The sequence below is a fragment of the Seonamhaeicola sp. S2-3 genome, assembly GCF_001971785.1.
Lineage (GTDB): Bacteria > Bacteroidota > Bacteroidia > Flavobacteriales > Flavobacteriaceae > Seonamhaeicola.
This window is the reverse complement of sequence record NZ_CP019389.1, coordinates 1,534,222-1,554,786: the sequence shown is the minus strand read 5'-3', so window position 1 is coordinate 1,554,786 and position 20,565 is coordinate 1,534,222. Positions and strand designations below refer to the sequence as shown.

At 29.3% G+C, this 20,565-nt stretch carries 22 protein-coding genes and 1 pseudogene; 3 read left to right on the top strand and 20 right to left on the bottom strand.

The window, feature by feature from the left end; translation table 11 throughout:
- Position 1 precedes the first annotated feature (1 nt).
- The gene (locus BWZ22_RS07245; protein WP_076698986.1) at positions 2-2,158 is read right to left on the bottom strand and encodes a peptidase domain-containing ABC transporter; all 2,157 of its coding nucleotides are present in this window, start codon (positions 2,156-2,158) and stop codon (positions 2-4) included.
- Between the two features lie 212 nt (positions 2,159-2,370).
- Here BWZ22_RS07245 and BWZ22_RS16880 point away from each other — a divergent pair.
- A pseudogene (locus BWZ22_RS16880) lies at positions 2,371-2,604 on the top strand (transposase); the annotation flags it as partial.
- A gap of 615 nt (positions 2,605-3,219) precedes the next feature.
- Here the strand turns inward: BWZ22_RS16880 and BWZ22_RS16480 are convergent.
- From BWZ22_RS16480 to BWZ22_RS07185, 14 genes are all read right to left on the bottom strand, one after another.
- Positions 3,220-3,381 carry a class IIb bacteriocin, lactobin A/cerein 7B family gene (locus BWZ22_RS16480; RefSeq protein WP_083692228.1) on the bottom strand — a complete coding sequence of 54 codons (162 nt, stop codon included), beginning with the start codon at positions 3,379-3,381 and terminating at the stop codon, positions 3,220-3,222.
- Positions 3,382-3,629: 248 nt separating this feature from the next.
- Positions 3,630-4,502, bottom strand: coding sequence for a CPBP family intramembrane glutamic endopeptidase (locus tag BWZ22_RS07235; protein WP_232225241.1), 873 nt, complete (start codon positions 4,500-4,502; stop codon positions 3,630-3,632).
- A gap of 501 nt (positions 4,503-5,003) precedes the next feature.
- Positions 5,004-6,821: a carboxypeptidase-like regulatory domain-containing protein gene (locus tag BWZ22_RS07225; RefSeq protein ID WP_076698982.1), complete on the bottom strand. Its 1,818-nt coding sequence runs from the start codon at positions 6,819-6,821 to the stop codon at positions 5,004-5,006.
- A 163-nt stretch (positions 6,822-6,984) separates the two neighbouring features.
- Positions 6,985-7,131 (bottom strand): hypothetical protein, encoded by a 147-nt coding sequence (locus BWZ22_RS16610; protein ID WP_157607933.1) that lies wholly within the window; start codon positions 7,129-7,131, stop codon positions 6,985-6,987.
- 344 nt (positions 7,132-7,475) lie between these two features.
- Positions 7,476-8,552, bottom strand: a complete 1,077-nt coding sequence (locus BWZ22_RS07220; protein WP_076698980.1) for a hypothetical protein — start codon at positions 8,550-8,552, stop codon at positions 7,476-7,478.
- Positions 8,553-8,607: 55 nt separating this feature from the next.
- Entirely contained in the window at positions 8,608-8,748 is a 141-nt protein-coding gene (locus BWZ22_RS16605) for a hypothetical protein (RefSeq protein ID WP_157607932.1), read from the bottom strand.
- Positions 8,749-8,955: 207 nt separating this feature from the next.
- Positions 8,956-9,804 carry a hypothetical protein gene (locus tag BWZ22_RS07215; protein WP_198027661.1) on the bottom strand — a complete coding sequence of 283 codons (849 nt, stop codon included), beginning with the start codon at positions 9,802-9,804 and terminating at the stop codon, positions 8,956-8,958.
- Between the two features lie 992 nt (positions 9,805-10,796).
- Complete coding sequence (locus tag BWZ22_RS16600) at positions 10,797-10,964, bottom strand: hypothetical protein (protein WP_157607931.1); 168 nt, start codon at positions 10,962-10,964, stop codon at positions 10,797-10,799.
- A 17-nt stretch (positions 10,965-10,981) separates the two neighbouring features.
- Positions 10,982-11,140 carry a hypothetical protein gene (locus BWZ22_RS16595; protein ID WP_157607930.1) on the bottom strand — a complete coding sequence of 53 codons (159 nt, stop codon included), beginning with the start codon at positions 11,138-11,140 and terminating at the stop codon, positions 10,982-10,984.
- 450 nt (positions 11,141-11,590) lie between these two features.
- A complete protein-coding gene (locus BWZ22_RS16590) occupies positions 11,591-11,761 on the bottom strand; it encodes a hypothetical protein (RefSeq protein ID WP_157607929.1) in 171 nt (56 codons plus the stop codon).
- 8 nt (positions 11,762-11,769) lie between these two features.
- Positions 11,770-11,967 (bottom strand): hypothetical protein, encoded by a 198-nt coding sequence (locus BWZ22_RS07200; RefSeq protein ID WP_076698974.1) that lies wholly within the window; start codon positions 11,965-11,967, stop codon positions 11,770-11,772.
- 233 nt (positions 11,968-12,200) lie between these two features.
- Positions 12,201-12,854, bottom strand: coding sequence for a hypothetical protein (locus BWZ22_RS07195; RefSeq protein WP_157607928.1), 654 nt, complete (start codon positions 12,852-12,854; stop codon positions 12,201-12,203).
- A gap of 200 nt (positions 12,855-13,054) precedes the next feature.
- Positions 13,055-13,372 carry an HTH domain-containing protein gene (locus tag BWZ22_RS07190; protein ID WP_076698972.1) on the bottom strand — a complete coding sequence of 106 codons (318 nt, stop codon included), beginning with the start codon at positions 13,370-13,372 and terminating at the stop codon, positions 13,055-13,057.
- Positions 13,373-13,411: 39 nt separating this feature from the next.
- The gene (locus BWZ22_RS07185) at positions 13,412-14,581 is read right to left on the bottom strand and encodes an HlyD family secretion protein (RefSeq protein WP_076698971.1); all 1,170 of its coding nucleotides are present in this window, start codon (positions 14,579-14,581) and stop codon (positions 13,412-13,414) included.
- Between the two features lie 259 nt (positions 14,582-14,840).
- On the opposite strand from BWZ22_RS07185, the gene BWZ22_RS07180 reads away from it, so the two are divergent.
- Both BWZ22_RS07180 and BWZ22_RS17080 read left to right on the top strand, forming a co-directional pair.
- Entirely contained in the window at positions 14,841-15,353 is a 513-nt protein-coding gene (locus tag BWZ22_RS07180; protein ID WP_076698969.1) for an acyl-CoA thioesterase, read from the top strand.
- 79 nt (positions 15,354-15,432) lie between these two features.
- Positions 15,433-15,648, top strand: coding sequence for a DUF6515 family protein (locus BWZ22_RS17080; RefSeq protein WP_371326814.1), 216 nt, complete (start codon positions 15,433-15,435; stop codon positions 15,646-15,648).
- On the opposite strand, the gene BWZ22_RS07170 is transcribed toward BWZ22_RS17080, so the two are convergent.
- The 5 genes from BWZ22_RS07170 to dut are packed head-to-tail and all read right to left on the bottom strand — an operon-like array spanning position 15,569 to position 20,565.
- Positions 15,569-16,921 carry a murein hydrolase activator EnvC gene (locus BWZ22_RS07170; RefSeq protein WP_157607927.1) on the bottom strand — a complete coding sequence of 451 codons (1,353 nt, stop codon included), beginning with the start codon at positions 16,919-16,921 and terminating at the stop codon, positions 15,569-15,571. The two genes, BWZ22_RS17080 and BWZ22_RS07170, sit on opposite strands and share 80 nt — an antisense overlap.
- Positions 16,921-17,688, bottom strand: coding sequence for a DUF4292 domain-containing protein (locus BWZ22_RS07165; RefSeq protein ID WP_076698968.1), 768 nt, complete (start codon positions 17,686-17,688; stop codon positions 16,921-16,923). Before BWZ22_RS07165 ends, BWZ22_RS07170 begins: the two co-directional genes overlap by 1 nt.
- Entirely contained in the window at positions 17,688-19,049 is a 1,362-nt protein-coding gene (locus BWZ22_RS07160) for a tetratricopeptide repeat protein (protein ID WP_076698966.1), read from the bottom strand. Before BWZ22_RS07160 ends, BWZ22_RS07165 begins: the two co-directional genes overlap by 1 nt.
- Before the next feature lie 27 nt (positions 19,050-19,076).
- Positions 19,077-20,096 (bottom strand): sugar phosphate nucleotidyltransferase, encoded by a 1,020-nt coding sequence (locus BWZ22_RS07155; protein WP_076698965.1) that lies wholly within the window; start codon positions 20,094-20,096, stop codon positions 19,077-19,079.
- Between the two features lie 34 nt (positions 20,097-20,130).
- The gene (gene dut, locus BWZ22_RS07150; protein ID WP_076698963.1) at positions 20,131-20,565 is read right to left on the bottom strand and encodes a dUTP diphosphatase; all 435 of its coding nucleotides are present in this window, start codon (positions 20,563-20,565) and stop codon (positions 20,131-20,133) included.

The following is a 20,565-nucleotide window of genomic DNA, read 5'->3' as shown; positions in this document are numbered from 1 at the left end:
TTTAACTTAAAACGGGTATTTGTTGCTGCCATAAGTTGAAATAATATTCTTTTTTATCATACAATTCTTGATGTGGACCCTCTTCTAACACCTCACCTTTACCTAATACCACAATTTTATCGGCATTTACAACAGTACTCAACCTATGGGCTATAACAATAATAGTTTTCTCATTTTCTCTTAAGGTATTAATAGCTTTTTGGATATAGTCTTCAGATTTACTATCTAAAGAAGAAGTTGCTTCATCTAAAACCAATATTTCAGGATTTTTATATAATGCTCTAGCTATAGCAATACGTTGCTTTTGTCCTCCAGACAAAGAAGCGCCATTTTCTCCTAGATATGTAGCAAAACCATTGGGTAAGGTTTCTATAAACTCTAAAATGCCAATAGATTCACAGATACGCATAATACGCTCCATATTGGGAGCAAAGTCTCCCACAGCAATATTTTCAATAACATTTCCTGCAAAAAGATCTATTTTTTGGGGTACTACGCTCACTAACGCTCTTAAACTTTCTGTATCTATATATTTTAAATCTAAATCACCAATATTGATTTGACCATTTTGTATTGGGTAAATGTTTTGAAGTAAAGACATCAATGTTGATTTTCCAGAGCCACTTTCGCCAACAATAGCAGTTATTTTTCCTTTAGGAATTCTTAGGTTAAAATCTTTAAAAACCTCTACACGTGTTCCATATCTAAACCTAACATTTTTAAAATTGATGTCTCCAATAGTTTCATTTGTTAGTTCTATTTTGTTTTCAGATTCCTCACGTTCTAAATCCATAATTTCGAAAAGTCTATCTGCTGCAATAAGTGCATTTTGTATTTGCTTGTTTGAACCTATTAAACTAGCTACTGGTCCTGTAAAATAGCCTATAATGGCATAGAAAGACATCAACTCACCTGCGGTGATTTCTCTTTCAATAACGTAATAAGAACCACACCATAAGAGAATAATTGTAAATAATTGAGCAATAAAATTAGAACTAGAACCTGAGAATACAGAATTTAAAGCTGATTTATAACCAACCTTCAATAAGTTTATAAACCTAATTTCTGTTTTAATATTAGCAAAACTTTCTAATCCAAATCGTTTTATGGTACCTACAGCATTTAAGGATTCTACCAACTGACTTTCTAAATCAGCACTACGTTCCATAATGGTACGTTCTGTTTTTTTATTGAGTTTATTGGTGATAAAATAGATGAGCCCATATAAAGGAATAACCAATAACATAATAAGTGCTAGTTTCCAATAGTAGAAAAACATGAGCCCAAATGAAAAAACAAGTACTAAAATATTAACCGTTAAATTCAGAGACACCTCATTTATAAATGCACGTATTTTAACAGCATCATTAATTCTGGAAATTATCTCACCAACCCGCATGGTGTCAAAAAACTGTTGGGGGAGCTTTAATAAATGTTTGTAATAGCCTAAAATTAAGCGCGCATCAATTTGTTGCCCTGTTTTTATTAGGAAAATATCTTTAAAAACACCTATGATTATTTGTAATAATAATAGACAAATCATTATTACTCCTAATAGGTTTAATAATTTGGTGTTGCTACCAACCAATACAAAATCGGTTAATTTTTGTATATAAATGGATGTTGAAAAACCAAGCAATGTATAAACTACTGCTCCAATTAAAGCTTGTATTAAAACAAACTTATGAGGTTTTAGCAAAAACCAAAATCGTTTATAAATGGACACTTTTTCATTACCTGTAACAAAATTTTCTCGTGGCATTAACAAAACTAACACCCCAGTCCATTCTTTTTTAAAGTCTTCATGAGTTTTTTTGTGAAGTTTACCTGTACCAGGATCCATAATAGTTATATGAGCTTTAGAAATCCCATAAATAACCACATAATGATGTAAGCGTTCTTTTACTATAATATGAGCAATGGCGGGTTTTGGTATTTTAAATAAGCTTTCAAAATCACCTCTAACACCTTTGGCTTCAAAACCTAATTTTTGAGCTGCTTCTAATAAACCTAAAACATTGGTTCCTTTTTTATCTGTGCCTGCATATTGCCTAATTCTAGCTATAGGTATTTGTAAATTGTAATACGCTGCTATGGAGGCTAAACAAGCTGCTCCACAGTCTGTAATATCGTGTTGTTTTATTGTGATTTTTGCCATAATCTGTATGGCAATATTAAATGAGCTTACTGCAAAAAGTTTGCAGTGGGATTTAATTTTGAAGCTTTTTAGATTTTATTCGTTATCTTCTTTTCCCAAATAATAATAAATAACATAAAGCCAACCGAAGATACGTTAACCAAAGCCATTAAAATAGATTTGTGTTGACTCCACGAAATTATCATGGCTAAAACAGTTCCTATTTTTAGGGAAGCCTACAGGACAACTGGGACAAACTTGCCGTATTTTATGAGTTCACTGTGGAGATCATAAAAATCATTTACACAACAAGTTTATAGAAAACCTCAATGGGAAAATTAGAAAATACACCAAAAACAAACTATCGTTCCTTACAGATGAAGCTATTATGAAGTCCACTTTTTTTAGCGCTTAGAGAGGCCACAAAAAAATGGTCGAGGCCATTAAAACTTGAAATTAGTTTTTAACTATACTTAAAAAAAGAGTGCAACTTTAGAAAAAGTGAAACTCTCGATATTTTTAACTTTACACACTTGGTGAGATACTGCCTCTTTTAAACGTGGCTTGTTCGAGTTTGCCAATGTGTTTACTTTTGGGAGTTCTAGCTTCTTACAAACTTCCCTAAGATTCTAAAAGTTGTGGATTATTTTCCAATACTATCTTTGCAACTGCATAATACCTTTCATCCATCGTCTAATTCTCCGAAAGCTACAGCTTTCAGTTTAGTAGTATCTTGGCTTTCTACTAGTTGTTACAGTTGTATTGTTATATTGTATTGAGATTCTTTAATCTTCGCTTTGGCTTTTACTTAACTCAATGACCGCTAAATAGTTACATTTAGGATAACACAACTGTAACACTTATACAAGCAGAGGTTATTATAAAAAAGAAGACTGTACCCACATCGAGTCAGTCTCTTTTATTATTATATAGAAAACACCCAATAAAGTAAACATTAATTTTGAATGGTAGTTGTTGTATCTTCTTTACTTGTATTTTTGTCGTATCGGCCATCCATATAACCAAGATACAAAGCAAATAACGCAATAATTACAACTACCGCCAACATTTCTCTATTTTTTTTAGTCATTTGCATGCTTGTCTCTTCTTCCATCTGAATATCCTAAAGAAATTGATAATACTACTATTCCAACAATAATGGGAAGAATACCACCATTAGTGTTTTTCAAATCATTTTTACTAAGTTCTGAAACTCCTAAGTAGTTTAAATTTATTTTTTCCATTACGAATATAAGATTTAAATTCTACCTAACCAATATCCAATGTCATATAACGGCCACAATACAATTCCTAAAACTCTATTATAATCATCACCCCTTGGATCTTCTAAACCTCCATTTATTAGGCTTAGCGCTTCAGTATCCAACTCCTGAATACCAAAATTTTTTAAAATTTCAATTGTTAAACATTTTTTTCATTAACGTTTTGCAAAACTTATCATGAGCTTACTGCAAAAAGTTTGCAGTGGGGTTTAATTTTGAAGTTTTTTAGATTTTATTCGTTCGTAATATAAAAATATGACAACAATTAATAATACTTGAATTAAAATAGAAAAAATTGAACCCTCAAAACCGAAATCACCACCATTTAATATGTTTTTCTCTTCTATCTTAAACTCTATCAAAGAGTAAAAATCTTGTCCACTTACATTAAAACCTAATAAGGTTTGAAAAAAATTCCAGCTAAAATGTAAAGCGATAGGAAACCATAAATTTCTGGTATAAACATAAGAGATACCTAATAAGATTCCTGCAAGAAATAGATCTAAATAACTAAACCAATCCATATTTGGATTAAACCCATGCGCTAGTGCAAATAAAATAGAAGAGATTACCAATGCTAAATGACTATTAGAAGACATCATAAGATTACGGAGAATATATCCTCTAAAAATGGCTTCTTCTACAAACGCAACTATAATATAAACTAAAATGGAGTACATTATTTCTTTAAAGTTATAATTAAACTCATAAAAACTAATTTCGTTTAGCATTAGGAGTGTTAAAAATCCTAATCCCATGATTAAAACACCAAGTAGAATACCCAAAATAATTTCTTTAATTTTATTTTGTATTGAAAAGCCAAGTTTAATAAACTTTTCCTTGTCAACATATTTCATAAAGAGCCACAATAACAAAAAATTACCTACAAAATCAAATAGAGATATAATTAAATGCTGTTCAGTTGTTTTTAAGGCATCTAAATTATTCAAATCTACATTAGATACTAAAAAGCCTATAAATTGAAAAATACCTACTATAAAAAAATAAGAAATCGCGAATAAGATTAAACGAAATATGATATTAAGTGGTTTTTCAGTTTTATGCGAATCTATTTCTTCCAACCTATACATAGAAGTTTATTTATTATTTTTTATCAAATTTTTATTTAGAAATTGTTTTTGTCTTTTTAAAAACCTCATAAAGAGCAATTGCAATCGAGATTAATAAAACAATTATTAATCTACGCTTTGTTAATAGAGCACCTTTAATAGCTAAATGAAAAATTAAAAGAATAATGTTGATACCAACAAAGTAGAAAGTGGTTTTCAGTAGTAATATTTTCAACATCTTTTTCATAATACTTCATTATATAAAAACCCAGTTAAATTATAAGAAAGGTGCAAAATAATTGTCAGTAAAATAGCTCTTTGCTTGTTATTTTTAAGTTTAATTGTTAAACATTTGTTTTGTTAAAACTAAAAAGGGTTACGTCTACCTTAAAACTGCGCCCAGTTCTATAGTTTTAATTTAGCCAAAATAAACGTACTCACTGCACAAACCTTGCAGTATAAACAGAGAAATGAATATTCTATCGAAACATGAAGTTTAAAACTTTGAGGAAATTATAGTTGAATTGAAACACCTGCGTTTAAACTAAATTTATTTTCTAGTAAATTACCATTGTAATTAATAGTAAGACTTTCCCTATTGTTTTTAATAAATTGCTTTTTCCTAAAAAGAAAAAAGCCTTCCTTTTCCTGAAATAACAAGCCTTCCTTTTTGGAAATTGGGATATTATAGCCGATAGAGAACAGAAAGTTTAAACGCCTATTTTTTTCTATACTTAAGGCAAAATTCGGTTGTAAGCGAAAATTTCTCTGTGATAGAAAAACGGAAGTTTTTCCATTGTTTAAAGATTTTCCATTCACATTAAGATTTTCCTTTGTATTAAAAGTGCCTAAAAAATAGTCTAGCTGTTGATGTCCAAAATTCATACTTGGCGTTAAGAAAATTGGACGTCTTTTTGGGTTTATTTTAATTTGTCTTTGAAATGAAAGATTATGAGAAGAAATTCCACTTTTAAATATTTTTGCCTCACCTAGATATCCTAAGTAAAAATTAGGCTTAAACTCATATAATAATGAATAGGATAACCCATAAATATTTCGATTTGATGAATTTATGGTTTCTTGTAGATTCAGAGAAGAATTTTCAAATAAAAGATTGTATGATGAAACATTGATTGTACTACAAGATAGAGCTATTTCTCGTTTGAGTTTAAGTAAAAAATTCAACCACTTTTTTTGTTTACTTATGGTTTTGAAGTTGTTTGATTTAAATAGATTTTCATACTTCTTATTTGGCAATATAATATTATAGTTTCTCCAAAAATTAGGCTTGTAAACTTTTTCCTTGTTTAAAAGGATATCTGAATATTGAAATTTATCTGAGTATGCCATTTTTTTTGAATTTGGTTCAATGTTAGTTGTAACATATTCACTAGACAAAACGAGTACCTTATTTTTCCTTTTAAATGCTGTTTTATAATTAGATTGTTTAAATCTCCAAAGGCTATCTTTACCCTGTTCATAAGTAACTGTGTAGTTTAAATACTTACGATTCTCTGGTGAAAACAGAAAATGGTTAAAACCAGATGATTGTTTAAATTCGGCCTTTATAATTGCAAAAGTTGAATCTAATATATATACATAGCCTGATATTTTTTCTTTGTTTCTAAAATGAATTTTATAGATATTTTTGTCACGTCTACTAATGGTGTCAACAATCTTATATTTAAACCTATCTAGTTTTTGTAAAAAATCTTCTCTTCTGGCTACAACATCAAATCTATGTATATGATGGACTCCTGCATGAATCCTTGTATTCAAAGAATCCAACTGCGTGCTTTTATATTTTCTAAATTCAACTAGTTTAACATCACCTGAGAGTTGTTTTTTAGAATATGATTTTTTTATTGATTCTATAGATGTTTCGGCAATATAAATTGGTTCCTTTTGTTTATTCCAGTGGGTTACTTCCCTAAAAAAACCATAATGGCGTTCTTCGACTAAAGGATAATTATTTGGGATAGAACGAATAGCATTATTTATTAATTCTTTAGCAGGATTTTTTGAGGTAATTGTAACAGATTGTAATTGAATGATGTCTGGAGAAAGAACTATAAGGTTGTTCTCTGCTTCTAAAACAACCTTTTTGCTTTGATATCCAAGAGAAGATACAATAATTGTTCGTTTTATTGAGTTATCAGCAAACACTAATTTAAATAAACCATTTTCGTTTGAAACAGTACCTGAATTGGTGTTTTCAATTTGAATATGGGCGTAAGGTATAGGTGTATTTTGCTTATCTGTAATTTTTCCAGTAATGGTAGTTTGGGCTAAACTAGGAGTAATTGATAATAACAGTATATATGTACTCATTTTACAAACTATACTTAATTGTATTTTCATACTTTAATTTATATATTGTTTTATTTGTTAAGTTGGAGGAGGCTATAAACCTAAACAATTGAATTATGGTTTTTAAAATAAAAACCATAATTCAATTTAATTAAAAATGCTATATTCTAGATTTCAGTAAAACCTATTGAGGACCAAAGTGCTTCTTAAGTAATATTCCTGCTGTTATGAATATAGCAGCGGCAAGTAATTCAGCTAAAAAGCCTCCGTTAAAATCTTTCATTTCTTTTTTGTTCAACTCCTGAACGCCAAAACTTTCTAAATTTTTCATAAAAATAAAAATTTAATTGTTAAACTTTTTTATTAACGTTTTGCAAAACTTATCAAATCACAAACAGGCTATATTTAACCTTACCAGATCTTTCTTTGTTTTTTGATGCCTCTAATTTATGCTAATCCACTGCACAAACCTTGCAGTCAAAGAATAATTGACTTGCGTGCTTTAAAACTTCTTACAAACCTACTATATTTTGGATTTTTTTGTGTTAATAGTTAGCTACATGGATGCTGAACATACAGGCACACAGTCTGTAATATCATGCTGTTAAGTTTCATATGACAATATGGACTGGGGTTTACTGCAAAAATACAGTTGGAACAATTAAATTCTTATAATTATTCAACCATCTTATTTGAAACGAATTGTTTTACAGGTCCTGGAAGTGGAGATACTTTTTCATCAAGTGTTTTCCAGAATTTGCTTTCATAATTACTTTTCTCTATGAAGCCGTAGTAATTTGCATTACTCTTGCCTTTTTCGTTAGTGTTCTCTTTTTTAAGGATAAAGACCTCATTGATGACATTTATGTGTTTATACTCTAAATCTTTTTTCTGTTTAATATTATATGCTCTAGACTCCTTAAAATACCTTAAATTTTCTAATTGATTTGCAACAAAGCCTTCTTCGTAACTAGCATTTACTGAATAGTTTGTGAGTACGGACTCTGTTCCAAAAAACTTCATTGTTTTTGGGTTAGAAGGTGAGTAGACCTGCATTTCTAAAGACAGCATTCCATGGTCAGTTCTAATTTCTCCTATTTTAAACGAGTCTGTATGTATAGCAACAAATTCTTTTGATTGTTTTAATATATACTTTTTTTCTAAATTTTTGTAGTTGATAAAATCTTTAATATCAGCTACTCCTGCCAAATTAAAACCTAAATGTACCGCTCCCTTTTCATCAATTTGTTTTATCTTTTTATCTAATAGAGACCGATTGGCTTTTATATTGATTTTTGGTTTAAAACTTTTAACAGGCACTGTATATTCAACAATGCCATCCATAAAAAATTGGGGTTGGTTATTATTAAATTGAATGCTTCTAAAATAGGCTGTGTATTTGATGTATTTTTTTCTCTTGGATTTTATAACAACCTCATCCAATTTGGTAAATTCTCTATCTATACCTTTTAACAAAAGTTCCTTTAGTTTTAAAAAATCATTCAAACTTATTCTTTTGGCCTCATAGTTTTTATGATAAAAATGTAAAGAGCCCACATTTAAATTTATTATTCTGTTTAATTGTGCTTTATCTACTTCTCCATTAAAGTTGGTTTGCCCTACAACATCGCCTTTTTCTGAATAGATATCTACAAAAGCAATAGGTTGTTTTGTTTGTGAGTCTACAATCTTTATTTGTGAAAAAATAAGATTACCAACTAACAGAAGTATGCTTAAAAAAAATATCCTCATAGTTTACTGTTTAATGAAACGAGGTCTCTTAATTGAGACCTCGTTTTGCAATGGTTTATTTACAAAAGAAACAAATTTTAGTATTTCCTTTTATTCCATCAAGAATACCAGAAATCTTTATTATAGCACCACCATTAATTCTTTTAATTTCTGTAGAGTCCATTTCCTGAACTTCAAAAGTTTTTAAATTTTTCATAAAAATCAAATTTTAAAATTAAACATTTTAGTTTGCAAGCTTTTTGCAAACATCTTTTTGTAAAAACAATTAAGTTACGTCTAACCTTACCACGTCTGGCTTTTGTTTTTTTGATGCCTCTAATTTATGCCGATTCACTGCACAAACCTTGCAGTGAAATAAGATGTATAGATTATATGCAAAAACAAGAGTCTTTATCAAGGAAACTTACAGTTTTATCGAGATACCAGCGTTTAGACTAAAACCATTTCCCAGTAAGTCATTAGTATGGTTAATATTAAGATTATGATTGTTGTTTTTAACAAACGTTTTTTTTCTAAAAAGAAAAAAACCTTCTTTTTCTTGGAATAATAGTCCTACCTTTTTAGAAATAGGTAAATTATAGTTTAGAGAGACAATAAAATTAATACGTTTATTTTTTTCTAAAGTTAAAGCAATTTTAGGTTGGCAACGAAAATTTCTTTGAGATAAAAAAACGGACGTTTTTCCTTTATTTAAAGATTTATTGTTTAAATAAAGTTTTTCGGTAGTATTGAAGTTTCCTAAAAAACAGTTTAATTCTTGATAACCAAAATCTATACTTGGTGTTATGAAAATTGGACGCTTTTTGGGGTTAATATTAATTTGTTTTTGAAGCGATATGCTATGAGAAGCGATTCCATTTTTAGAGATTTTAGATTCACCTGTATACCCAATAAAAAAATTAGGTTTAAATTCATAAAATAATGAATACAAAAAACCGTAGACGTTTTTATTTGATGCACTTAAAGTCTCTTGAATATCTAAGGCTGGGTTTTGAAATGTTAAATTAACAGAAGACGTATTTAAGGTACTCCAAGAAAGCAATATTTTCTGTTTTGTTTTAAGCAGAAAATCTAACCACTTTCTTTGTTTAGTTTTAATCTTTTCTTCATTAATATTGTTCGCTGTTTTAAACAAGTTTTCGTATTTCTCGTTTGGCAGAATGATATTGTAGTTACTCCAAAAATCTGGCTTGTAAACTTTTTCCTTGTTTAAAAGGATATCTGAATATTGAAATTTATCTGAATATGCCATTTTTTTTGAATTTGGTTCAATGTTAGTTGTAACATATTCACTAGACAAAACGAGTACCTTGTTTTTCCTTTTAAATGCTGTTTTATAATTAGATTGTTTAAATCTCCAAAGGCTATCTTTACCCTGTTCATAAGTAACTGTGTAGTTTAAATACTTACGCTTCTCTGGTGAAAACAAAAAATGGTTAAAACCAGATGATTGTTTAAATTCGGCCTTTATAATTGCAAAAGTTGAATCTAATATATATATATAGCCTGATATTTTTTCTTTGTTTCTAAAATGAATTGCATATTTTTTGGTATAGAAAGAAGTGAGTCATTTTCCTGACCTAAATCTATGCCTAATAAATCATAATAAATAAATGATAGAAAAAAATTAATAACAACTCCTAAAAAAGTACTAATAAGGAGAAATAATAATCTATTTGATTTAACCAAATACGAATTTAAGTTTAATCTTTTTAGAATCATAATATTATAATGCAGTACTCTTCTTTTTTAGGCATCTATTTATCAAAAAAACAAAGAAAATGTAAGCAAATAATATTCCTAGCATATTTGCAATGATATCATAAATATCAAAAGTTTTACTTCCAGTAAAAAACGGGAAATATTCCTCAATTGTAAGAAACAAAAAAACTAAAAATCCAAATATTATTAACAAGTACTTAATGTTACCTATTTCATTCTTGGCAAGAATTTTTTTTATGAAAGTACTCAATATCATTATAAAAATAACAAAAGAGCCAACAAAGTTTGGCAAGGAGCCAAAAATTGGGTTTAAGAATTGTGAATATCTAAATTGGGGTCTTAAGTACTCTCCATTAATAATGACTAAAATGATTAAAAGAATTATAACAATGGTATTTATAATATTGAGTTTAACAATACATTTACTCATAAAATTAAATTTAAAGAACCCATCTATTTTTTATTTAAAAAAGGTTGACAGTAATGAAATCATTACTGTCAATCTTAAAAAAATATAGATATTTATTGCTGAGCACTTTCAAAACCAGCTTTAATATCATCCCAATTATCCCAATGCCAAAAAACCAAAGCAGCAATTCCTTTAAGAACTTTATCCAAAATTCCTCCATTAATTTTTTGAATCTCTATAGCATTCAACTCCTCAACTCCATATTTTTCTATATTTTTCATAAATATTATTTTTTTAATTAAACCCCATATTGTGTGTGTACTCCTCCTCTGTTATAATATCTAGCTATTGTACCATAACACCAACCAACAAATTTTGCAAATCTACCACCACCTTCAGTTTCTCTAATTTCCTTAGCATTCAACTCCTGAACACCAAAATTTTTTAAATTTTTCATAAAAATAAAATTTTAATTGTTAAACTTTTTTATTAACGTTTTGCAAAACTTATCAAATCACAAACAGGCTATATTTAACCTTACTAGATCTTACTTTGTTTTTTGATGCCTCTAATTTATACCGATTCACTGCACAAACCTTGCAGTGAAAAAATAATTGACTTGCGTGCTTTAAAGCCTCTTTTAAACCAATGTTGCATTGGAGTTTTATGTTATTTTATTAGATGCTATGGATACTAAACATACAATCTAATTATATCATGTTGTTATTTTTTTATGCTTGCCACAAATAGTATTTATATGGCAATATTAAATGGGTTTACTGCAAAAAGTTTGCAGTATATCTTTAGTTTTTGTTTAAATCATAGTTTTTAATGATTATTATGAATAAAAAAAGAAGCTGTTTAAAAAACAGCTTCTTTTTAGAAATTAAGTGAATCAATTGGTCTATTATGGCCTCATCTCATGTGTTAATATGTGTAATGCTGTTACTATAGTTCCCAAAATTACTCCAACTACTTTACCTGCCACTTCACCAACAGCCTTTCCAGCTTCAATGTTATTACCTCCATTGATAGCTATACTTTCTTCATAATTTAAATATTCTAATTTCATAATCATTAATGTTTTTAATGGTACGCATCATAATGTGAGTCAGTCACACTGTTGGCGGCTTCTTTTACCGCGCTCCAAAATGTAGAATGAAAGCCTAAACCAAATGCTGCTATCTCTACAATATGACCAAAAGGATTTAGTGTTCCTCCCTCAGTACAATTAAGTTCTTTTGTGTTCAACTCTAGAACACCAAATTTTTCTAAATTTCTCATAAATATAAATTTGATTATTAAACATTTTTATCAAAAAGAATATAGATTACGTCTAATCTAGATCGAGCTCGACTTTTTTTGACATCACTAATTTATTTGATTCCACTGCACAAACCTTGCAGTAAATTTTTTATTATTACAATGATAGTTGAAAATACTTATGATATATATTCAGTTTAGATATATACATTAAAGTATTGGGAAATATTTTTAGAATATCGGCTAAGGTTTTATCAAAAAGCAATTTGACTAATTAAAATAATCATCAAGTTATGAAAAACATGAAATAACAGTACATTTTTAAAACCATAACTTAATCTTGCATAACTTAAATATAATCCGAAACAGAATTGCAGGGATACTAAAAAAGGAATAAACGAATATTGTAAAACAGAAGTAAATGAAAAATTAAAAGCATGAAGTAAACTAAATGCAATTATATTATAATAAATAAAAAACCGCTTCTTTTTCTTTAAATAAAGAACGGATGTTTTATTAATTACTAAATAAATAATTAATGAAACACCTCCCATTAATATTATCCTTAAGTGCAAAGGAAAATTGATTACTCTAAAAATAAATAAATATAGAATAATCTGAGTTCCTATACTTATTGAGATATTCAATCTATTAATTTTCAAACTAAGTCTATAAGCAGTTTCTTCAATTAAAGGTGCGACTAAGGCTGTAATAAAAAGCTTATTGGCAACACTAGTATTAATAGCTTTTTTCGTTTTGAAAACTTCTTCAAATTGTTCAAATGACAATATCAATATGGTCACCAAAAAAGCCCATCCAAGTGTTATAACAATATCAAAAAACATAAATTCTTTGAAAGTTTTAAAAAATGGAGTTTTAGCTTTTTCAATTAATTTAGGGTTTTTCAAAAACCAATATAATTTCGAAAAAATATTCATCAGCAGTACAAAATATTTTGCATAGTATAAAATAGTATATAGTAAAAGTCAGAACATAAACCCTAACTTTTTCACAAAAAAATATTTAATTAGTTAACATTAATTCCAAAAAGTAACTAATTCATATGTAATTATAATTTGCCTCATTTTACATTTCTAATTTATAGTAATTAACTGCAAAGTTCTTTAATCAAATTATTTGGTCTTAAAAGGTATGTGCCCCCAAATAATTGTAAAATTTCATTATTCCTTAAAGCCGTTACCGATATTTTAATCTGTAATTTAAAGTCATCATTATAATAATATGTTTTTAAGCTACGGTTGTAGTGAATAGGCGCACCAATATCTTTTAATTCTTCAATTAAATTATAAAGTAAACGCTCACTAATATTCATGAAACGAGCCAATTCTTTAGGTGTACCCGTGTTTTCTTGCTCAATACGTAAGTGTAACTGCTGTAGGCGTTCTAAATGTTTAATATTTTTCATGTAAACTTTGTAATTTGGGGTTAAAAGTAAACTGCTATTTTAATTATTAATACTTGTAAAATCTTTTTGACTCGGGTTAAACCAATCATCTACTCTATCATATAACAAATTAAATAAGCTCCGTTCTGCTAATTTAAATTGAGCATTTAGGGTCATTCCTTTTTTTAACTGCCCTTTAAATCCGTTTTTTAAGCTTAATTCTTTTTCGTTTAATTGGCATAAAATTTTAAATGCAGGAGTATTATCTATAATTTCAATATCCTTTCCTACTTCTATTACTTTTCCAGTTGCCAAACCCCATTGATTATAATTATAAGCATCTATTTGAAAGTTTACTGGGTTATTTAGTTTTAATAAACCAATGTCTTGGGGGCTTATAAAACATTCTACAACTAGGTTGGTATTGGGTGATATACTGGTTAACGCTTCTCCTGCATTTATATAACTCCCTTTTTCGATAGGTTTAACACCAATTAAAGTACCAGTAGTTGGTGCTTTAATGACAAATTGAGATTTATTTTCTAGTAATTGTTTTGTTTTACTTTTAATTTCCAACAAAGTATTATTATACTCGGTTAATGTTGCCTGCCACGTATTGAGCTGTTGTTGTTTTAGTTGGTTAATGCTATTTTTTACTAGGTCATAATTAAATGTTACTTCTTCAAATTCAACTCTGGAAATTATTCCTTTTTCAAACAAAACCTTATTTCTGTTATAGTCTTTTTTTAGTTTTTTAAACCTAGTTTGTAGTTCTTGAAGTTTTTGACTGTACAATAGAAATTCTTTTTTAAACTTTGGTGATTTTATTTTATAACTTGCAGGATGTGAGTTATTAATTAAATATGATAGGTCATCTATAAATAAATTAAAATCAGTTATCTGTTGTTTTGATAAATTTATCTGTTCATCAACTACCTTATCATCTAAAATTAGTAGAGTATCACCTTTTTCAACAAAGCGGTTGTTTTTTAAATTAGTGTAAATTACTTTTCCAGAATTTAATGAAGTAATTGCTAATCTTTCTTTATCTGGTTTTATTAAACCACGAGAGGATGTATAAATATCTACTCTTATAATTGGTAATAGCGCAAATACTAAAATAAGTGCGGTTAAAATTATAGTGTAAATAATTTTACTTTTTTTACCATGCTTAAATTGATGCGTTTCAACCGTACTTTCTAATACCTCTTCAGGAAATATTTGTTTCATAGAATTTAAAAACTTTGCCAGTTATTAATTTTTAAAAAAACGGATAAACACAAATATACGTAGTATTAACCCTTCAAATATCGAAAGAAAAGAAAAAATTTGCTGCGTTTTAAGTACAAAAAACGACCTATTTTGTAATTTTTTATAAAACCAACTGTGGTTTTTCCGTAAAATCTAAAAATCAGGATATTTACATTCCAAAGTATCTTCTTACTTAAATCCTAAAAATAGTACCTTTGCAATCATTAAATAACCTTCAATGAAAGCAAAAACACCAGAACAATCTAAAACAATACTAACTGATATGGTTTTACCCGGTGAAACCAATCCGCTAAATAATTTATTTGGTGGCGAACTTTTAGCGCGAATGGATAGAGCCGCTAGTATAGCTGCTAGACGCCATAGCAGACGTATTGTTGTAACTGCTTCTGTTAATCATGTGGCATTTAATAGAGCCGTTCCATTAGGTAGTGTAGTTACTGTTGAGGCTAAAGTTACTAGAGCTTTTAACACCTCTATGGAAGTGTTTATTGATGTTTGGATTGAAGACCGAGAATCTGGCGAAAAAACCAAGGCTAATGAAGCCATATATACTTTTGTGGCTGTAGATGAAACAGGGCGCCCCATTACAGTGCCCGAAGTTATACCTGAAACTAAACTTGAAAAAGACCGTTTTGATGCAGCTTTACGCAGAAAACAACTTAGTTTATTATTGGCTGGAAAAATAAATCCACACGACGCTACCGAACTAAAGGCTTACTTTATGGAATAATAACATATAGTAGGTAAATTTTAAACTTTTTTATTTTCTACAAGTCTTAATAGCATATTAACCCAAATTCAATATTGCTATGAGAATTTTTGTTATTTTAATTTCGGCCTTTTTATTGTTTAATTTATCATCTTGTGCAACACGTGTTACCACAACACCTGTAAGCAAAGTTACGGTTGTAAAAACACTACCAAAACATTACAAAATTGTAAGAGTTAAAGGTAAGCGTTACTATTTTTGGAATGGAAAGCACTATAAGAAAACCAGAAAAGGCTATGTTGTTGTAAGGGTGTAAAAAACGCCATTCTAAAATGTAGAATTTCTACACTTTCAGGAATTTTACATTTTATCAATCCAGTTGGCGGGATTTTCTTTATTAGCCCCTTAGTTAATATAAAACTTAAAATGGTTTCTCCATTTGAGGGGTTTGTATAAATTTCGCCAATTGGTTGCCTAGTGGTAACCTTATCTCCTTTTTTAACGTAGATTTTAGATAGGTTTTTATAAATGGTTACGTAATTACCATGACGAATCATAACAATAGGATTTACGTTTTTCATTTTAAGTATACTACTTACTTCACCATTAAAAACAGCTAGTGCTTTAGCGCCTTTATTTGTAGAAATACGTACTCCGTTACTATTAATAATTAAAGATTTGTCTATAGGTGAGGGTTGACGCCCATATCTTAAACTAACTCTACCACGTTCTACAGGCCAAGGCAACCTACCTTTATTTGCTACAAAATTAGAAGCTAATGCTTTTTCTGCAGGAGTTAGGGCAAAATTTGTTGAAGTTACCGATTTACCCGCTGCTTTATTTGTTTTAGCAATTTCGGCTCTAATAATTTTGTCTATTTCTTTATCAATTCTATCGGCTTCTCTTTGCTTTTGCCTTATTTGAGAGGTGTATTTTGATAAGTTTTTTCTAATAGATTGCATTAATAATTCATGCTGCCTTCGTTCTGCCGATAAAGCGCGTTGTGTGGCTCTATTTTCTGCTATAAGCTTCTTCTTTTCATCTTGCTGTTTTAACAAACTCTTATTTAATTCTTGCAACTCTAAAGTTTTAGCTTTTATAGTTTCGCCTTGTTGTCTTTGGTGATTAGAGTACTGTTTTATATACTGTAACCTCTTATATGCTTGCTTAAAATCTGCAGACGACAGCAAAAACATAATTCTACTGTGTTGATTTTTACTTTTATAAGATTTAACCACCATTGCAGCATAATCTTCCTTAAGCTGTGTTAATTCGTTTCTTAAACTAGTTATTTCTTTTTGATTTGAACTAATTTCTCTGTTAAGGTAATTGGCTTGTTGGTTGGTAACTTTAATTAAGTTATCTAAAACATTAATCTTATAATTATACTCTTCAATTAATGTTAATTCAGACCGTTCTTTTGTTTTATCTTGGGCTCTTAACTGACTTATTTTTTGAATTTCTCGTCTAAGTTCTTGCCTTCTAATTTCTAATTCTTTTTGCTTATTACTTTGAGAAAAACCCAATGAAGTAACAAACAAAACAACTACAACGAAAACAATTTTATATGATGAAACGTCTTTAATCATTAAAGTTTTATCTCTTTATAACCTGACGGAATTTTAAACGGAAATCTTAAATCTTCATTTAAAGTTACGTTTTTAAACTCTAACCCAATAATGAGTTCTTGGTTTTCTTCTACGGCTATTACTTTAACTTTTTCGGGTAGTATTTGTTTATCTACTTCCTGATGTGATAAATAATCAATTTGTAAATGCCTAAACTCTTCAGGCTGCGATATTTGTTGAGACTTTACTTTAAAAAGTGCAGGGTCTAACAAAAAGAAAATTTCAAAAAGTTCTCGTTGTTTTTTGGGTTGAAGGATATATGTGCCGTCATCAACAGATACTTTGTAATTACCATCTTTTAAATTGAAAATAGCATCGCCAAGTAATAAATTCTGCACCTTTTGAAAGTCTAATTCTGTACCTAACAAATCACTTAAATAATTATAATCACCATCAAAATAAGTGTTGTCTAATTTATTATAAAAACTCACCTTCTCTGGAGTTATTAGAGCTTTTACTACAGAAAATGTAGCACTCATCCATATAGCTTCATCTTTCTTTGCTCTAAAACTAACGGAATGACTTTGAGAGGTTTTACCATCATCATAGGTTATTTTTAGGGTAGATTTTAAGGTTTTATAATCTGGACTCTTTTTTAAATTCTCCTTTATTAATTGTTTTGAAGATAAATTATAATTAGCCTCTCCTCTGGTTACTGTTTTTGCTGATTTACAACTAAACATTACCAAAGCAAATAAAACTATTATGACTTGAGAGCGTACTTGCATTAATTTGTGTTTTGTAATTGTTTTGCCTTATCACTAAACGTTTTTGCTTTAGCGGTATTGTTTAAAAGAGTATAAGCTTTACTTAATTGGTTGTAAAAATCTGATTCCATTTTTACATCATCAATAATATAATCTAAACCTATCTCTAGCACATCAATTGCTTTTTGGGGCTGGTTTAACTCATTAAATGACACCCCATTTATTAAATATAACAAAGGCTGTGATGGATAGTTATCTAGTGCTTTACTACTAGCATTATTAGCTAAATTAAACTTTTTTAAATCTAAATATAAAAGCATAACGTTTTTTAAAACTCCAAAATTATTAGGTTCTAATTTTAAGGCTGCTTCAAAATTTTCTAAGGCTTTTTCTTTGTTGTTTTTAGCTAAATAATATTGTCCTAGTTCTGTTAAGGTTTTGCTATTGTTAGTGCCTTCTACCAAAGCTGTGGCTTCAACAAGATCTGTTTCATATTGCGGATTTTTACTAACAAATGCTACAAAATCTGTGAGTACTTTTAGTTTAGCTTCGGGTTTAATTTCACTACTTTTTACTACTATTTTCATAGACTCAATGGCTTTTTCAGCATCATTATCATCTAAATAAAACTTATATAGTGCTAAGTGTACTAATTTTGAATTTGGTTTAATATTTAAAAGCTCTTTAGCCGTTTCAAAGGCTTTTTCTTTTTGATTGTTTTCACTGTATCTATAAATAAGCGCAAGGTAATTTGATTCTTTTTCGGGATGATCATCAACTCGCTTTTCTAGATTTTTAATTTGATCTTTTTTCTTACCCGTTAGCTCATAAATTCTATTGCGCATCATATCTCTAGTGATAGAAATACCATGTTCTTCATCTAATTCATCTAGAATTTTTAATGCTTCATCATACTTTTTCATTCTAAGGTATAAAGATGCTAAATCTTCTTTATAATCAGGATGATACTCTACTAACTGTTTAACCGTTTTAACAGCTTTATCGTATTCATTTTGAGATATGTAAAAACCGTACAGTTCATCTAAAAACCACTCATTGTCTGGGTCTTTATTTACCGCTTTTTTAAAGGCATCTTCAGCAGAACCAAAATTTTTAATTTTATTATAGCATTTACCTAATTCAAAATACAAAACAGGAATAGAACCATCTAGTTCAATACATTTTAAAAGTGACTCTACGGCTTTATCATAGTTTTCTATGCCTTTTTGTTTTAAGGCTTCATAAAATGCTTCTTGAAATTGGTCTTCTACATCACCTAAATCGTCATCTGGTGTCTTATTAAAATTTACTTGGGCAAAAGTGAGTATAGGAATAAAGATTATTCCGAATAAAAATGTTCTTATATTTTTGTTTTTGCTCATTATTAAAGATACTTAACCCAATAAATGCTACTCTAAAACGGAGTAATCGCCTATACTGATGCTTGTAAATTTTCCATTAAATTTAACGTTATTACCAATCATAGCATTATCTAAATTAGCATTTTTAATTGATGTATTGGTTTGAATTAAGCTGTTTTTAACAGTTGAGTCTTCAATAATAGTGCCATTTCCTATAGAAACGTGAGGACCTACTGTTGTGTTTTTAAGCACAACATTTTCACCTACAAAACAGGGTTCTATAATTTTGGCATTTTCTAAAGTTACTGAGTTAGCTACCAGTTGTTCTTCACCATCGGCTTTTAAAAAGTCTAACATTTTACCATTAGTTTCAACTGTTATGGCTTTATTACCACAATCCATCCACTCATCTACAGTACCTGTTTTAAATATTTTTCCATCAGCCATCATACGCTTAATACCATCGTTTATTTGGTATTCACCACCATTCATAACGTTTTCATCAAGCACTTCTTGTAATTTGTTTTTTAAAACGGCTACATCTTTAAAATAGTAGATACCAATTACTGCTTGGTCACTTACAAAGGTTTCTGGTTTTTCAACCAACTCAACAATTTCCTCCTTATCATTAAGTTTTACAACACCATAAGCTTCTGGGTTTTCAACTTGCTTAGTCCAAATAACGCTATCTGCAGTTGGATCTAAATCAAATTCTGCACGAATTAACGTATCTGCATAAGCAATTACGGCAGGACCAGAAAGTGAGGGTTTAGCGCTCATAATAGCATGTCCAGTTCCTAAGGGTTTATCTTGACGATAAATTGAAGCTTTGGCTCCTAAATCTTGGGCTAATTGTGTTAAACTTTCAACAACATCATCTCCAAACCATGCGGGGTCTCCTAAAACAAAGGCTACTTCTTCAATAGGTTGTTTTAGTACTTTAGCAATATCTTTTACTAAACGGTGTACAATGGGTTGTCCTGCAACAGGAATTAATGGTTTTGGTACGGTTAAACTGTGTGGGCGTAATCGAGAACCTCGACCAGCCATTGGGACTATTATTTTCATGATATAAAGTTGATTCGGTTATGTGTTTATTTAATTATTTAGTTCCAGTACTTCCAAAACCGCCAGCGCCTCTATCGGTTTCAGAAAGTGCTTCTACCTCTTGCCATTGGGCGCGTTCGTGTTTAGCAATAACCAATTGTGCAATGCGCTCGCCATTATTAATAGTAAATTCTTCATTTGATAGATTTACTAAAATAACTCCTATTTCACCTCTATAATCTGCATCAATTGTTCCTGGTGCATTTAGCACTGTAATGCCTTTTTTAGCTGCTAAACCACTTCTAGGGCGTACTTGTGCTTCAACACCCACAGGAAGCTCTATAAACAATCCTGTGCCTACAATAGTACGCTCTAATGGTTTTAGAATTCTAGCTTCGGTTAAACTAGCGCGTAAATCCATGCCTGCAGAGGCAATGGTTTCGTAATGTGGTAATTTATGATTTGATTTGTTTATAATTTTTATTTGCAT

Coding starts and splice junctions, on each gene's coding strand:
- BWZ22_RS07245 (WP_076698986.1), bottom strand. CDS start 2,158: ATGGCAAAAATCACAATAAAACAACACGATATTACAGACTGTGGAGCA.
- BWZ22_RS16480 (WP_083692228.1), bottom strand. CDS start 3,381: ATGGAAAAAATAAATTTAAACTACTTAGGAGTTTCAGAACTTAGTAAA.
- BWZ22_RS07225 (WP_076698982.1), bottom strand. CDS start 6,821: ATGAGTACATATATACTGTTATTATCAATTACTCCTAGTTTAGCCCAA.
- BWZ22_RS16610 (WP_157607933.1), bottom strand. CDS start 7,131: ATGAAAAATTTAGAAAGTTTTGGCGTTCAGGAGTTGAACAAAAAAGAA.
- BWZ22_RS07220 (WP_076698980.1), bottom strand. CDS start 8,552: ATGAGGATATTTTTTTTAAGCATACTTCTGTTAGTTGGTAATCTTATT.
- BWZ22_RS16605 (WP_157607932.1), bottom strand. CDS start 8,748: ATGAAAAATTTAAAAACTTTTGAAGTTCAGGAAATGGACTCTACAGAA.
- BWZ22_RS07215 (WP_198027661.1), bottom strand. CDS start 9,804: ATGGCATATTCAGATAAATTTCAATATTCAGATATCCTTTTAAACAAG.
- BWZ22_RS16600 (WP_157607931.1), bottom strand. CDS start 10,964: ATGAAAAATATAGAAAAATATGGAGTTGAGGAGTTGAATGCTATAGAG.
- BWZ22_RS16595 (WP_157607930.1), bottom strand. CDS start 11,140: ATGAAAAATTTAAAAAATTTTGGTGTTCAGGAGTTGAATGCTAAGGAA.
- BWZ22_RS16590 (WP_157607929.1), bottom strand. CDS start 11,761: ATGATTATGAAATTAGAATATTTAAATTATGAAGAAAGTATAGCTATC.
- BWZ22_RS07200 (WP_076698974.1), bottom strand. CDS start 11,967: ATGAGAAATTTAGAAAAATTTGGTGTTCTAGAGTTGAACACAAAAGAA.
- BWZ22_RS07190 (WP_076698972.1), bottom strand. CDS start 13,372: ATGAAAAATATTAAACATTTAGAACGCCTACAGCAGTTACACTTACGT.
- BWZ22_RS07185 (WP_076698971.1), bottom strand. CDS start 14,581: ATGAAACAAATATTTCCTGAAGAGGTATTAGAAAGTACGGTTGAAACG.
- BWZ22_RS07180 (WP_076698969.1), top strand. CDS start 14,841: ATGAAAGCAAAAACACCAGAACAATCTAAAACAATACTAACTGATATG.
- BWZ22_RS17080 (WP_371326814.1), top strand. CDS start 15,433: ATGAGAATTTTTGTTATTTTAATTTCGGCCTTTTTATTGTTTAATTTA.
- BWZ22_RS07170 (WP_157607927.1), bottom strand. CDS start 16,921: ATGATTAAAGACGTTTCATCATATAAAATTGTTTTCGTTGTAGTTGTT.
- BWZ22_RS07165 (WP_076698968.1), bottom strand. CDS start 17,688: ATGCAAGTACGCTCTCAAGTCATAATAGTTTTATTTGCTTTGGTAATG.
- BWZ22_RS07160 (WP_076698966.1), bottom strand. CDS start 19,049: ATGAGCAAAAACAAAAATATAAGAACATTTTTATTCGGAATAATCTTT.
- BWZ22_RS07155 (WP_076698965.1), bottom strand. CDS start 20,096: ATGAAAATAATAGTCCCAATGGCTGGTCGAGGTTCTCGATTACGCCCA.
- dut (WP_076698963.1), bottom strand. CDS start 20,565: ATGCAAATAAAAATTATAAACAAATCAAATCATAAATTACCACATTAC.